Below are 14,447 nucleotides of genomic sequence, written 5' to 3' on the forward strand. Positions count from 1 at the left end.
AACTAGAAGAACGTTCCGGCGTGGGGTGCTGCGGGCACCGCGAAAAGCTGATCGGCCGCCGCCAGCGCCGCCGGGTCGTCGGCCCGGACCAGCCCGGCCACGGCGAGACTGCGCCAGCTGGTGCCGCCCAGCAGCACGGCACCCAGCCCCTCGATCCCGACGTGCAGGTCGGCGGCCCGCGTCGTCGGTTCGGCTCCTCCTGCGCTGATCGCGAAGCTGGCCGAATTCTTCGGCAGCAGTGGATCATTGACGGCGACAGTGATCGCGCCGTCCCCGGCATATGACCGCGCTGTCAGCGCGCGCTCGGCGTCGACGACGCGCAGCCAGGTTTCGTCATGCACGGCGGTGACTTTGACCGACCGGCGATCGACAAGCAGCGAGGGCAACGGATCGTCAAGGGGCAGCATCCAAAACGTCACTCGGTCAATGAGGTCCAGTCCAACCAGGAAACGCAGCAGCCCGAGATAGGCGTCGGTGGTCGGCGCGAAGAAGTCCTCGACCACGATGGTGCGGTGGTCGCTGACGAACCATCTATCGGTGTCGATGGGGCGGTAGCGCGCGAAACCCGACTCGGCACCGGGCTCACCGTGCACCGCGACATACCAAGCGCCCGACGATGCTTCGGTGCGAAGTCGAACACCCTCCCACCACACCCCGGGACGGTCGATGGTTCCCGGCCGGGACGGACGGTTGGCGTCATAGATGCGGGGCAGTATTTCCCAGGCCTCGCCGGCGCCGGCCAGTCGCACCGGACCACCGGACCCGACACCGGGCCGAAACGCGGCCCGCGCGGTCGCAATCTCCACACTCTGCGCCGAACTCGCCACGCCGTAGCCGTAGCGCTCATAGATCGTGGCCTCCGACGCTCGCAACGAGGCGACCACTTCACCGCGGGCCGCGACGTCGTGCAGTTGGTGACCCACCAGGGCGGTGGCGATACCTTTTCGGGTGAACGACGGCAGCACGCCGATGTGCGTCACCGCGGCGTGGCTCACGACGGCTCCACCGGGCAGGGTCAATGTGCTTGTCGCGGCGTCCGCGGTGCCAACGAGTTGGTCCTTGACGAATGCTCCGATGGTGCGGCCGGGTTCGAGCAGTTTGGTGATCTGCCCGGGCGGCAGATCCGACATGGGCGGGAAACCGACCATCGCCGCGCGAAACACGTTGGCCGCGGCGAGGAGGTCGTCCTCGCTGTCGAGAACCCGGATCTCGGTGGTCATACGGCCATCATGTCTGGTGCGCTCAGGGTCAGCCCAGGCGGCTAGTTGCCCTGCCCGCCGCGGCCGAGCTTCGTGAGGTCGGGCAGCGGGTCTTTGCCGTTGATCAGCCAGTCGCCGACGATCCGCGCCTTGTACACCCGCGGGTTGTGGGACGCCAGGGTCCGGGCATTGCGCCAATGCCGGTCCAAGGACAAGTCTTCGGAGACCCCGGATGCGCCCAGCGCGTCGAAGACGGTGGTGGTGGCTTGCAATGCGGCCGCGATGATCACCAACTGCGATTGGGTGACCGCGACGTCGGCATCGATCAGCCGCTGCCGGCCGTTCCGGGCATCGAGCGTGCCGTCGAGCTTGCCGGCCACGACATGGTCCAAACTGCGGGCCGCCTTTTCCAGCGCTGCCTGTGCGGCGAACGCATCGGCGGAGACCTGCCCGATGACCTGCAGCAGCTGCGGATCTTCGGACGGTGTTTCGGCCAGCCCCTGCGGATAGTTGCGGCCGCGCCGCTTCAGCGCGGTGCCGCCGTCCCGTAACGCCGCCCGGGTAATCCCGGTCAGCACTGCCAGCATCGCGAATTGGTAGAAGTGCGGCTGATAGCTGAATCGGTCGGCGACCGGAAAGACGTCGGCGCGCTCGGCGTGCACCCGGTCGTAGCGGGCCGAACCACTGGCGGTAGTGCGTTGCCCGAAGCCCTTCCAATCATCGACGAGGGTCACACCTTTGGCATCCGCGCGCACCAGCGCCGTCCACAGTCCACCATCGTCGCCGCGGCCGATCACGTCGAGCCAATCGGCGTACAGGCTTCCGGTGGCATAGAACTTTGCCCCCGAGACCACCCAGTGGTCGTCTTCGGCAGAAATGGTGGTGGCGATGTTGGCCAGCGTGCCATTGTTGGCTTCGGTCCAGCCCCCGCCGACGAACGCCCCCGCCTGAAACCGTTTGATCCATCTGTCGTTGGCATCTGACACCGGCGCGTTCAGGCGGTCCTCGACGAACGCCAGATGGTTACGCCAGATGTGTGACACGTTGGCGTCGGCTTCACCGAGGTCGGCCAGCAGCGCGAAGGTCTGCTCGAGCGAGGCCCCCTGCCCGCCGTACTCTTCGGGAATTCGCAGCGTGCCCAACCCGGCGTCATTGAGCCAGCGGACCTGCTCGTGTGGAAAGACGCGGGAGCGCTCGCGTTCCACGTTGCCCTCGGCGACGCGCTGGAAGAGTGGGCCGAACTTAGCGCGCAGCTCGCCGGTGTCCGCCGTCGGCGCTCTCAGATACGTTGCGACAACGGTCATCACACCTCATACCGATTGGGTGGCGGCTGCAGACCCAGGTGGGTTCGCAATGTCGCGCCGGTGTATTCGTGGCGGAACAGGCCCCGCTTTCGCAGTAGCGGCACCACTTGACCGACGAAGTCATCGAGCTGACCCGGCAATCCCGAGTCGCCGATCACGAAGCCATCGCAAGCGTGTGATGCGAACCATTCTCCGATTTCGTCGGCGATCTGCTCGGGGGTGCCGGAGACACTTGCTCCCCAGCCGTTTACCGTGCGGTACAAGAACTCTCGCACCGTGGGGCGCCCTTCAGTGGCCAGCGCGCGATACCCGGCCAACGCGGTCTGGTGAGTCTGAGTGCTATCAGGGAAAGCCGTATCGGGGACCGGTCCGTCGAGGTCTGCGCCGGTTACATCGACGTCGACCTCCAGCAGCCAGCCGGCCTGGTATTCGGGACTGAAGTACTCGTACGCACTACGTTCCAGGCGCTCGACCTCCTGGTCGGTCGACCCAACGATGAACCGCAGTGACGGGGTGATCAGCGGCGGAATACGACGCGCTTGGCGGCGCGCCTCGTCGTGGATCTGCCGGTAGAACTCCTGCGCTCGGGCCTGGGTGCCCTGACCGGTGAAGATCACCTCGGCATGTCGGGCGGCGAAACGCCGGCCTGTCGGTGACGAGCCGGCCTGGAAGAGCACCGGCTGGCCTTGCGGCGACCGCGCCGAGCCGATCGGCCCACGCACGTCGAAATAGCGGCCATGGTGATCAGCGGACCGAATCTTGGTGACATCATTGAAGATCCCGGCCGCGCGGTCCTCGACGATTGTGTCGTCAGCCCAGCCGTCCCACAACTTCTGAACGATAGAGAGGGCTTCTTCGGCGATCTGATAACGCTCGTCGTGGTCGACAACGCCACGGTCGCTGAAATTTTCGGCGGCCGCGTGCGCAAAACTGGTGACCAAGTTCCAGCCGGCCCGGCCCCCGCTGAGGTGATCTAGTGACAGCAACTGGCGCGCCAGCTGGAACGGGGGGACCAGGGTTGCCGAGCCGGTGACCACCAGCCCGATCGCCTCGGTCACCGACGACAGTGCCGCCGTCGTGGTGAGGGGCTCGAAATCTTCCGTCGTCTTATAGGCCCACGTCGCCGGCGGCCCGTAATTCAGCCCGTCGGCAAAGAACAACGCGTCCAGGCAACCCGCTTCGGCAGTCTGGGCCCGATCGATCAGCCGTCGCCGAACACCGGCGGGGGTGTTGTCGATATCGGGATGACGCCACGGTCCGGCCGATCGAGTGTTCCCGAAGGCCAATAGGTGTAGTTCGCGTGGCACGCCAGGGCAAAGTACTCCGTGCTGGGCGCCGCCGCGCTAGTTAAATCCGCGCGGAACGGAACTTGCATGCCGCCCGCCGAGAACCTACCGTCGGCGCAGATGGCTCCGAGATTTTTCTGGTTTCTGCCCACGACCGGCGACAGCCGCTCGATCGTCGGCGGGTCGCACGCATCGTCGAACCGCGACATCCCGACCGGGTATCGCGCACCAACCCGCCGTTACCTGGCCGAAGTGGCTCGCGCCGCCGACCGGCTGGGCTTTGAGGGCGTGCTGACGCCGACCGGGACCTGGTGTGAAGACGCGTGGCTGACCTCGGCCGCGTTGCTGGCCGAGACCGAAAAGCTGAAGTTTCTGGTCGCGTTTCGTCCCGGTCTGGTTCCACCGACCCTGGCCGCACAGCAGACCGCGACTTTGCAACGCTTTTCCGAAGGCAGGGTGCTACTGAATGTGGTCAGTGGCAGCGACGATGCCGAGCAGCGTCGCTTCGGAGATTTTCTCGGTCACGACGAGCGCTACGGCCGCACCGCCGAGTTTCTGCAAATCGTCACATCGGCGTGGACCCAGGAGTCGGTGAATTTCACCGGCAAGTACTACACGGTCGAAGACGCCCGGGTCTCGGCGCCGCCGAATCCGTTGCCAGAAATCTACTTCGGCGGCTCCTCGGGGCCGGCGCTGCCGATCGCGGCCGAGTACGCCGACGTCTACCTGACCTGGGGTGAGCCGCCACAGGCGGCAGCCGCCAAGATCGAGAAGGTGCGGGCCGAAGCGGCCGCGCGTGGCAGGAAGGTGCGATTCGGTATTCGGCTGCACACCATCAGCCGTGACACCTCGGCCGCGGCCTGGGCGGTCGCCAACGACATGCTCGCCGAGCTCACCGACGAGCAAATCAGCAAAGCCACTGCGCTGCACAGCAGTTCGGAATCCGAGGGACAACGTCGGATGACCGCGCTGCACGGCGGGCAGGTCGACAAGCTGGAGATCTACCCGAACCTCTGGGCCGGAGTGGGTCTGGTGCGCGGTGGGGCCGGGACCGCCCTGGTGGGCAGTCACCAGGAAGTGGCCAACCTCATCTCCGAGTACCACTCGGTGGGTTTCGACGAGTTCATCTTGTCGGGATATCCGCACCTGGAAGAGGCTTACTGGTTCGCCGAAGGGGTACGACCGCTGTTGGCCAAGGCGGATTTGCAATCGACATGATTTCAAAAGCCCCGCCGCGCATCGGGCGGTAAGACGCCTCGGCACTGGTGGCACGCCCCGGCGCAATCCGATTAGCGCAGCTAGACTTTGACGTCGAACGGCTTGAGCGCCACGGCGGGAGACACCATGAAATCGACACCGTCTCCATGGCAGGGCGCGTGTCCTCAGCCGCCGCCACCTCGCTCGTGTGCGGCGGCCGGCCCGGAATCCACCGGCGACTCTTCGCGTTAGACCTATTCGGTGGCGTTTGCCGCCGACGCACCGCTCTTTTGTTAGGGAGGCAGATTCGATGCCTGATTCGTCGAACCCGTTGTACCTCGCCGTGGCACTGGACGGCGCCGGCTGGCACCCCGCCGCGTGGCGCGAGGCGGACGCTCGCCCGGACGAGTTGTTCGATGCGCGCTACTGGGCAGACCTGGTCGGTGAAGCCGAACGGGGGTCGTTGGACTTCGTCACGATCGAGGATTCGCTGACGGTGCAGTCGGACAACCCTTTCACTCCTGACGATCGAACCGACCGCGTTCGCGGCCGGTTGGATGCGGTGCTCATCGCAGCCCGAATTGCTCCGCGCACCAAGGGTATTGGCTTCATACCTACGGCGAATGTCACGCACACCGAGCCGTTTCACCTGTCGAAGTCGATCGCCACGCTCGATTACGTCAGTACGGGTCGAGCGGGTGTTCGGCTCCAGATCTCGGCGCGAGCCGATGCGGCAGCTCATTTCGGGCGTCGCGAGTTGCCGAGTCTGTCCGCGGACACCATCAACGACCAGGAGAGCCAGCGGCAGATAGCCGACTATTTCGCAGAGGCCGCGGATTACGCTGAAGTCCTGCGTCGTCTTTGGGACAGCTGGGAGGACGACGCTGAGATCCGTGACGCCCGCACCGGACGGTTCATCGACCGACACAAGTTGCATTACATCGATTTCGAGGGGCGTTGGTTCTCCGTCAAGGGACCCTCGATTACGCCTCGCCCGCCGCAGGGCCAGCCGATCGTCGCGGCATTGGGCCACGGCGGTGTGTCCTACCAGCTCATCGCCGAGGCGGCCGACGTCGGATTCGTCACTCCGCACGACGCGACGCGGGCTAGCGATGCCGCCATCGAGATCGGGACACTTCGCCAAGCCGTCGGGCGCGGCCACGAAACCTTGCACCTCTTCGGTGATTTGGTGGTGTTTTTGGATGACACCGCCCAGGCGGCAGAGTCGCGGCGCCGTCGGCTCGACGATGTTCTTGGGTACGAATACCGCAGCGATGCACACATTTTCGTCGGTACGCCGACGCAGCTCGCCGACGTGCTACAGGAGTGGCACGCGGCCGGCCTGTCGGGTTTCCGCCTGCGGCCCGCGACCATTCCGCACGACCTCACTCAGATCACCGAGGCACTGGTGGCCGAGTTGCGTCGCCGGGGACTGTTCCGCACCGCCTACGAGGCGGACACGTTGCGCGGGCTGCTCGGACTGCCCCGCCCCGCCAACCGTTACGCCATCGCTAACGCATAGATATCGAGGGTTCCAATGAGTAAGCCGATCAAGCAAATTCACCTAGCGGCGCACTTCCCCGGCGTCAACAACACCACCGTCTGGAGCGACCCGGCGGCTGGCAGCCACATCGAGTTCGGTTCGTTCGCACAGTTTGCCCAGGCGGCCGAGCGCGGCAAGTTCGACTTCTTGTTCCTGGCCGAGGGGCTGCGGCTGCGGGAGCAAGGCGGTCAGATCTACGACCTCGATGTCGTCGGCCGCCCCGACACCTTCACCGTCCTGGCCGCACTCGCTGCGGTCACCGACCACATCGGCCTCACCGGCACGATCAACTCGACCTTCAACGAACCCTACGAAGTCGCACGGCAATTCGCTTCGCTGGATCACCTTTCCGGTGGTCGTGCCGCCTGGAACGTCGTCACCTCGTGGGATGCGTTCACCGGCGAGAACTTTCGGCGGGGTGGGTTCCTGGCGGAGGACCAGCGCTACGAGCGGGCAAAGACGTTCCTGCAGACGACACAGGAGCTTTTCGACTCGTGGCGCGGCGACGAGATCGTGGCGGACAAGGCGAGCGGCGTCTTCTTGTCGGATCCGGGCGCGGGCACATTCAGCCACAACGACGCCCATTTCGGCATTCACGGCCGGTTCAATGTGCCGCGAAGCCCGCAGGGCCGGCCGGTGATCTTCCAGGCCGGCGATTCCGACGAGGGACGCGACTTCGCGGCCGCGGCCGCTGACGCGATATTTTCCAGGCACAGCACCCTGGGGGCCGGCCAAGCGTTCTACGAGGACGTCAAGGGCCGCCTGCCCCGCTACGGGCGCCGCCGCGACGAGCTGCTGATCCTGCCGGCGGCGACCTTCGTGATCGGCGATACCGACGCGGAGGCCGCCGACATCGCCTATGAGGTGCGGCTGGCGCAGGTGTCTCCGCAAACTGCGATCAAGTTTCTCGAGCAGCTGTGGAATCGGGACCTGTCCGACCACGACCCCGATGGGCCGCTGCCCAGCGTGGACCCGGTCGTCGGGGAGAACAGCATCTCGCGCGGCCGGGCCAGCGTGCGCATGTTCCGCGACTCGATCGCGATCGCCAACGAGTGGCGCGCCAAGGCCGAGGCGGAGAACCTGACCACCCGCGAACTGATCGTCGAGGTCACCGGGCGCCAGTCCTTCATCGGATCGCCGCAGACCGTCGCCGCCACGATCAACGATTTCGTGCAGGCCGACGCCAGCGACGGATTCATCCTGGTTCCACACATCACGCCCGGCGGGCTCGATCCCTTCGTCGATAAGGTCGTGCCGCTGCTTCAGGAGCGCGGAGTCTTCCGCGCGGAATACACCGGCACCACGCTGCGCGACCACCTGGGCCTCGCGCCGCTACCGACCCCGCGGCACTCCAGCACCCCAGACGCCTCGACTGGGGTGGCATCGTGAAGCGTTGCGCGCAACGATGACTCGGTTAGGGGTGCTCGATCTGGTGCCGATCTCCTCGGGCTCGACCGCGACGCAGGCTTTGCGCAACAGCATCGATCTCGCCCGGCGAGCCGAGAGTCTCGGCTACACGCGGTACTGGTTTGCCGAACACCATCTCAATCCCGGAGTCGCCGGTACCGCGCCGGCGGTGCTGCTCGCTCTGACCGCGGCCGAAACCACGACGATCCGGCTCGGTTCGGGCGCGGTGCAGATGGGACATCGCACCGCATTGGCCACGGTGGAGGAGTTCGGCCTGCTGGATGCGTTGCATCCCGGGCGATTTGACCTCGGCTTGGGGCGCTCCGGCGGGAAGCCCCGGGAGCCGGCGACCCCGGCGGCGACATCACGGACGTTGATCGACGGATACACGCCCAATGGGTTGCGCATACCGGCGGCGTTCGACTTCATCCCGCTGTTGAAGTCGCCGCGCTTCGCGTTGCATAAAGCGCTGCTGCAACTGCCGGGCGCGGAGTCGCAGAATTACACCGAGCAGGTCGAGGATGTCCTCGCACTGATCGCCGACACCTATTCCGCCGACGGTCAAGCGGCACACGTCGTGCCGGGAGGTGGAGCCGATCTGCAGGTCTGGATTCTGGGCAGCAGCGGTGGGGAGAGCGCGGTCGTCGCCGGGCGCAGGGGCCTGCGGTTCGCGGGTAATTACCACGTCTCCCCGGCCACGGTCCTCGAGGCAGTGGACGGGTACCGCGCCGCGTTTCGGCCCTCCGCCGAACTCGACCGGCCCTATGTTGCGGTGTCGGCCGATGTCGTCGTCGCCGACGACGAGGCCACCGCCCGTGAGTTGGCTGCGGGTTACGGGCTCTGGGTGCGCAGCATCCGGACCGGCGAAGGCGCCATTGCGTTTCCGACTCCCGACGAAGCGCGCGCGCACAGCTGGACCGATGCCGATCGCGACCTGGTCGCGGATCGGGTCGAAACCCAGTTCGTGGGCTCCGCGGTCCAAGTCGCCGACCAGCTGGAGCGACTGCGCGACGCCACCGAGGCCGACGAACTGATCGTGACCACGATTACCCACGACCACCAGGACCGAGTGCGTTCCTATCAGCTGCTCGCCGAAGAGTGGGCACGCCGATAAGGAGCAATCCCGCCGCCAGCCATGACACGGTCGGGAGCCAGGGCAGGGTGGAGGCCACCACCGGAACCCGATCGCCGTGCGCGGTCACCAGGGCGATTCGTGCCATCGTCGCCACCGCGGTCACCGAGAACACGGCGCCGACCGCGGTGCCCTCGCGGCCGTGACGCCCGATCGAGAAGGCCGCGGCAACCGCGCTCACCATCACAGTGCCCCAGGCGGCGCCGCAGACGAATTGGGCAATGCCGAGCGAGACCACGTCGGTGGCCCATGCCGCGGCCGCGGCCGATCCGGCGGCGACCACCGCCCCCAATGCCATTGCGACGACGCCCCCGAGCCGCATCGCCAGCAATGACGCCAGCGGCGTCAACAGCGCGAATCCGATCCAGAACAGCGACAACAGCGCCGGAAGCGCGCTCGGATCAGCGTATTTGGCGAAGAGTCGCTGCGAGTTGACCGACGAGTGCACCTGGAATCCCATTTGCGCCAATAGAACTGCCGCGAGGAATACCAGGAAGATGCTCATCCGGATTTCGGTGGGTGCCCTTTTCTCGGGCGGGGCGGCCCGGGTGAGCGTCTTCTCGGCCCACACGATCGCCAAGGTCACCGCGAGGACGGAAACAGCCGATGCGCCAAAGAAGATCCGTGGGTCGTACGCCGTGATCCGTCCGGCAAGAAAAGGTGTCGACGCGGTGGCCATGCCGCTTCCGACGACGAACAGTGCGGAGACCCATGGTTGCCGACCGACGGGCGTGTAGCGGCCGAGCAGCGCGAGTGGCGGCGCCCGCAGGGCGGAGGAGGTAACCGCCCACACGACGATCAGCGCGACCAATACATAAGCGCCAGAACGTGATATCAACGGCAGGAACAGGAACGCGAGTGTCGATACCGCCGTCACCGCCGCGACGGCCTTCCCCACCTGGCCGACCACCCGCGCCACCCGGTCGACGGCGACGCCGGTCGCCCAGTCGCAGACCGCGAAGATGATTTGATCGCACACCAGAAGCCAGCCGACCACGCCGGTGCTGATGCCTGCTTGTGCCGCGAGTTGCGGCAGATAGATGACGTAGCCCACCCACGTCAGCCCGAAGACGAGTTGCAGCAACCCGAAATAAAGCCCGACTCTGGTCGAGACCGCACGGGGCATGACGTGGCCCTTCCGACGCAATCACCTTCTGGAAAGGCTACGTAGCAGGCGAGGCACGGTGTTCAGGCCAGTACGGTTTTGTGCGGGAAGTGGACGGAAAGCGAAGGGACAACACATGCTGGGTCACCTGGGCGTCAATGTGCCCGATCTCCTGGCGGCAAAGCGCTATTACGACGCGTTGATGCCCCTGTTGGGTTTCGAGTCGTACTTCCACACCGAGGAGGAGTTTTCCTACCAGCCTGCCGGCAATAAGCCCGGCACCTTCCTGTTCTTCTATCCGGCCGAGCCCGGTGAGTACTCCGCGCAGCGCGGCGGCCTGCAACACCTGGCGTTCATGGTGCGGGGCCGATCCGCGGTGCACGCCGTGCACGACCACGTCGTCTCGGCCGGGGGCAGCGTCATTCACCCGCCGCAGCACTTCCCGCAGTACCCCGGCCATTACTACGCCACGTTTTGGTACGACCCCTTCGGCATCAAGCTGGAGGCCGTCTGCCACCACGACCGCGATTAGCGCCGGTTCGCTTGGCGCGCAACGCTATCCGATGGAGGTAATCCCGGCATTGGAGATCGTGAACCCGTTACCCGAGGACACGGTGCAGGTCACGCCGTCGGGCTTCGATGTGCAGCTGAAGGGACCGATGCCGACGGTCTGGTCGTAACCAAGGACGGGTGTGCCTTCTCCGGCGTTGCCCACGCAGGAGACACCCTTGCAGCTGGTGACGACTCCGCCGGCGGACAGGTGCGCGGATTGCGGCGGCTCGTTGGTCTGGCAATAGGCCTCGTCGGATATGCCGGGGTCGCGCTTGTAGTTGACCTCGCAGCTGATGTTGCGTGACGGCGACAAGAACGCGCACACCGACGCCGTGCAGGCCGGGTTATCCGCGGTGGCCACCGGCATTCCGACGCACCAGCCAACGAAGAGGATTGTCGCGACGACCGCACGCTTCATGGCGTCAAACCTAACGGATGGGTAAGCCGGTCAGGGCCCGAGATATCACCAGGCGCTGGATCTCGCTGGTGCCCTCGAAGATCGTGAAGATCTTCGCGTCGCGGTGCATGCGCTCGACGGGGTAGTCGCGGGTGTAGCCGTTGCCGCCGAGGATCTGGATGGCCTCGTCGGTGACATAGACCGCGGCCTCGCTCGCCACCAGCTTGGCCATCGAGCCCTCGGCGGAGTCGAAGCTTTTGTCGTTGCGGGCCATCCAGCCGGCGCGCCACACCAGCAGACGAGCGGCGTCGACCCGGCTCTTCATGTCGGCCAGCTTGAACGCCACTGCCTGGAACTCACCGATCTTGCGGCCGAATTGCTCGCGCTGGCAGGCATATTCGAGCGCGTACTCGTAAGCGGCGCGTGCCACGCCAACGGCCATCGCACCGACGGTGGGCCGAGTCCGCTCGAAGGTCTTCATGGCCGCCTGGCCACCCGCGGAGGTGCCGGATTTGACTCGGGCGATCCGGGCTTCGAACTTCTCCCGGCCGCCGAGAATGCAGTCCTCGGGCAGCCGGACATTGTCGAGGACCACCTCGGCGGTGTGTGAAGCGCGTATCCCGTGTTTCTTGAATTTCTGCCCCTGTGCCAGACCCTTGGTGTCGGGCGGGATGACGAACGAGACCTGGCCACGGGTGCCCAGTTCGGGATAGACCGACGCCACGATGATGTGCACATTGGCGATGCCGCCGTTGGTTGCCCAGGTCTTGGTGCCGTTGAGAACCCACTCACGTGTCGCCTCGTCGTAGCGGGCCCGGGTGCGGATGGCGCCGACGTCAGAACCCGCGTCGGGCTCCGAGGAACAGAACGCGCCCAGCTTGGGGTCGCCGGGCGTCCCGAACATTTCCGGCAGCCAGCGGCCCAGCTGCTCGGGAGTCCCGTTGCCCGCCAACGCCGCTGCGGCCAGCCCGGTCCCCATGATGGACAGCGCTATGCCGGCGTCACCCCAGAACATCTCCTCGAATGCGGTGAGAAAGCCGAGGCCCGTCGGCTCGGCGGCCTGCTGGGCGAAGAAGTCGGGGGAGTACAGGCCCACCTTCGCGGCCTCCTGGATCACCGGCCATGGGGTTTCTTCTCGTTCATCCCATTCGGCCGCGGCGGGGCGGATGGTCTCCGCCGCGAACTGGTGCACCCAATCGCGCACCTCGATGACGTCGTCGCTCAGTTGCAGGGAAAAAGTCATGGTTTCGCTCCTGTAATGGGTTTTTAGGATTTTCTGGGGTTGGTGTGCTGGGCGAGGACGCTCACGGCCTGGCTGACCCAGGCCTCGAAGTAACGGCCCTCGTCGACGTTGCCCGGTAACCGCCCGGACAGCGCCTGCAGCGTCGCCGCGTAGGACAGGGAAGCGATCGCCACCGCCGCGGCGGCCTCGGGATCGGGAATGCTGGTGCGGCCGGAGCGATTGGACGCGGTCAGCTCGTCGGCGAACCGCTGATAGGCGTTGTCGGTGATGACCTGCCACGTCTTCTCGTCGAGGTCACCGAGCTCTTCGGGTTCGCGCAGCATGACCTTGAGCAAATCCTCGCTCTGGTTCAGGTTGCTCCAGATCAGTTGCCCGGCGGTACGCACGGCCTGCTCGACGCTGTCCGGTTGCCCGGCGTCGAACTGCTCGCGTGCGGCCACGATGCTATCGATCCGGTGGGTAACCGCTGCCTCCAGCAATTCGCGCTTGGAAGCGAAGTGCTTGTACAACGCGCCCGAACCCGGGGCGAGGCCCGACGCTCGCTGGATGTCGGCCACCGAGGTCGCCGCGTAGCCCTTGGCCGCGAAAAGCCTCAGCGCTTCAGCCAGCAATCGATCGCGTCCCGAGTCGGACATGGTGAGAGAGTACTCACTCACCGTTGGGATGGCAAACCGTTGGCCCACGCATCGCCACGAGTCGCGACGCGGTCCGCGACCGCTACCCGGTGAAGGTATCGATCCGACGGTCGTCAGGCCGGTATCAGCGTGAGCGGAAGGTATCGATGTCGGCGGATGATGTTGTTCACCGCCCAGACGGGTCGCCCGACAACTTCGATACGGTCCACCCGTTCCAGCAGCGCACGCAAAATGGCAGCGGTTTCCATCCGGGAGAGTCCCTGACCGGCGCAGGCGTGGGTCCCGTGGCCGAAACCGATGTGGCGACCGGCGTCGCGGCGGATGTCGAAGATATCGGGTTTGTCCCACTCGTTTTCGTCGCGGTTGGCCGAGGCGTACATGACCAGAACCCGCGACCCGGCGGGTATCGGCGTGCCGGCGATCTCGGTGTCGCGGCGTACCTGGCGGGCGAACGCGCGCAGCGGCGATTCGTAGCGGATAACTTCGTTGACGGCATTGGGGATCAACCCGGGGTCTTCTTTGAGTACGCGCCATTGTTCGGGGTGTGTCCCCAGCAGATACAGGGCGTTGGAGATGGCACTGATCGTCGTGTCCAGGGATGGGGCGATGTAATCGATCATCAGTGCTGAGCAATCGTCGTGGGTGAGCTTGCCGGCGTCGACGGCGCAGAGCAGTTCGTGCGCCATGCTTCCGTCCAGGACGGTCCGTTGCCGCACCAGACGACGGGTGAACAGCAGCATCTGCAGGCTGCGCGGGGTCGCTTTGACGGCTTGCCAATTGAGCGGGCCGAGGATGTCGAACGTGGCGCCGCCCCATCCGATCAGATGCTTACGTTGATCGCGCGGCCAGCCGACGAGATCGGGGACGATGGCCAGCGGCAGGGCGGTCGCCAGATCGGCGACGGCGTCGACGGTGCCGCGTCGCACGGCGGCGTCGACGACGGTATCGGCCTGCTTTTCGATGGCTTCATGGACGGAGCGCAGCGCTCTGGGCAGCAGCCGGTGGGCAAGCAGTTTCCGGCGTTGATCGTGTTCTGCGCCGTCACTATTGAGGGTGGTGCCGCGAGAGAGTCGGTTACTGAGCGGGTTGAGTGCGACACCGCGTCCGGAGACGAATTCTCCGTCGTTGCGCAGCGTGGCTTTGCACTCGGCGTAGCGCGGCAGTGCAAAGACCCGGTGCCTGGGCAGTCGGACCACCGGGCCGGCGTCGCGCAGTCGCCGATAGTGCGGGTAGGGGTCGAGCACGGCGGCGCGGCTGTAGATGTTTTGCCAGTAGGTAGCCGGACCCTTGGGCCCCTTGCTCATTGGGGATCTCCTAGCTGCCCTGCCGAGCCTTTGATCCGGATGGCTGAACTGATTCTGACGAAATCGTCACATATGCCGATAACCTCAGTCAATAGGTTCTGACGAAGTCGTCAATCGGGGGGCCTATCGGGTGTGGCGAGCGG

Annotated in this window: 13 protein-coding genes; 5 read left to right on the forward strand and 8 right to left on the reverse strand. The window is 65.9% G+C overall.

The genetic code is table 11. From position 1 onward, the window contains the following. Positions 1-2 precede the first annotated feature (2 nt). Genes OK015_RS02335 through OK015_RS02345 form a run of 3 tightly spaced genes read right to left on the reverse strand, consistent with a single transcriptional unit; the run spans position 3 to position 3,810 of the window. A complete protein-coding gene (locus OK015_RS02335; protein ID WP_268128959.1) occupies positions 3-1,220 on the reverse strand; it encodes a GNAT family N-acetyltransferase in 1,218 nt (405 codons plus the stop codon). Between the two features lie 41 nt (positions 1,221-1,261). After that, positions 1,262-2,503, reverse strand: a complete 1,242-nt coding sequence (locus OK015_RS02340; protein ID WP_268128961.1) for an acyl-CoA dehydrogenase family protein — start codon at positions 2,501-2,503, stop codon at positions 1,262-1,264. Further along, entirely contained in the window at positions 2,503-3,810 is a 1,308-nt protein-coding gene (locus OK015_RS02345; protein ID WP_268128962.1) for an NtaA/DmoA family FMN-dependent monooxygenase, read from the reverse strand. Before OK015_RS02345 ends, OK015_RS02340 begins: the two co-directional genes overlap by 1 nt. A 99-nt stretch (positions 3,811-3,909) precedes the next feature. On the opposite strand from OK015_RS02345, the gene OK015_RS02350 reads away from it, so the two are divergent. The 4 genes from OK015_RS02350 to OK015_RS02365 all read left to right on the forward strand — a co-directional run bounded on the left by OK015_RS02350 (position 3,910) and on the right by OK015_RS02365 (position 9,050). Continuing rightward, complete coding sequence (locus OK015_RS02350) at positions 3,910-5,007, forward strand: LLM class flavin-dependent oxidoreductase (protein WP_268128964.1); 1,098 nt, start codon at positions 3,910-3,912, stop codon at positions 5,005-5,007. 289 nt (positions 5,008-5,296) lie between these two features. After that, positions 5,297-6,508 carry an LLM class flavin-dependent oxidoreductase gene (locus tag OK015_RS02355; RefSeq protein ID WP_268128965.1) on the forward strand — a complete coding sequence of 404 codons (1,212 nt, stop codon included), beginning with the start codon at positions 5,297-5,299 and terminating at the stop codon, positions 6,506-6,508. A 15-nt stretch (positions 6,509-6,523) separates the two neighbouring features. After that, positions 6,524-7,918 carry an NtaA/DmoA family FMN-dependent monooxygenase gene (locus OK015_RS02360; protein ID WP_268128966.1) on the forward strand — a complete coding sequence of 465 codons (1,395 nt, stop codon included), beginning with the start codon at positions 6,524-6,526 and terminating at the stop codon, positions 7,916-7,918. A 16-nt stretch (positions 7,919-7,934) separates the two neighbouring features. After that, complete coding sequence (locus OK015_RS02365) at positions 7,935-9,050, forward strand: LLM class flavin-dependent oxidoreductase (protein ID WP_268128968.1); 1,116 nt, start codon at positions 7,935-7,937, stop codon at positions 9,048-9,050. On the opposite strand, the gene OK015_RS02370 is transcribed toward OK015_RS02365, so the two are convergent. Further along, positions 8,983-10,194 carry an MFS transporter gene (locus tag OK015_RS02370; RefSeq protein ID WP_268128969.1) on the reverse strand — a complete coding sequence of 404 codons (1,212 nt, stop codon included), beginning with the start codon at positions 10,192-10,194 and terminating at the stop codon, positions 8,983-8,985. The genes OK015_RS02365 and OK015_RS02370 overlap by 68 nt on opposite strands. A gap of 115 nt (positions 10,195-10,309) precedes the next feature. Here OK015_RS02370 and OK015_RS02375 point away from each other — a divergent pair, with 115 nt between their 5' ends. Continuing rightward, positions 10,310-10,705, forward strand: coding sequence for a VOC family protein (locus tag OK015_RS02375; protein ID WP_268128970.1), 396 nt, complete (start codon positions 10,310-10,312; stop codon positions 10,703-10,705). A 24-nt stretch (positions 10,706-10,729) separates the two neighbouring features. Here OK015_RS02375 and OK015_RS02380 read toward each other — a convergent pair whose 3' ends face one another. The 4 genes from OK015_RS02380 to OK015_RS02395 form a co-directional block, all read right to left on the reverse strand. Next, complete coding sequence (locus OK015_RS02380; protein WP_268128971.1) at positions 10,730-11,143, reverse strand: hypothetical protein; 414 nt, start codon at positions 11,141-11,143, stop codon at positions 10,730-10,732. 10 nt (positions 11,144-11,153) lie between these two features. After that, positions 11,154-12,365, reverse strand: coding sequence for an acyl-CoA dehydrogenase family protein (locus tag OK015_RS02385; RefSeq protein WP_268128973.1), 1,212 nt, complete (start codon positions 12,363-12,365; stop codon positions 11,154-11,156). Between the two features lie 23 nt (positions 12,366-12,388). Continuing rightward, a complete protein-coding gene (locus OK015_RS02390; RefSeq protein ID WP_268128974.1) occupies positions 12,389-13,000 on the reverse strand; it encodes a TetR/AcrR family transcriptional regulator in 612 nt (203 codons plus the stop codon). 113 nt (positions 13,001-13,113) lie between these two features. Beyond that, entirely contained in the window at positions 13,114-14,304 is a 1,191-nt protein-coding gene (locus OK015_RS02395; protein ID WP_268128976.1) for a cytochrome P450, read from the reverse strand. Positions 14,305-14,447 lie beyond the last annotated feature (143 nt).

This window comes from Mycobacterium sp. Aquia_216, assembly GCF_026723865.1.
In the GTDB taxonomy this organism is placed as follows: domain Bacteria; phylum Actinomycetota; class Actinomycetes; order Mycobacteriales; family Mycobacteriaceae; genus Mycobacterium.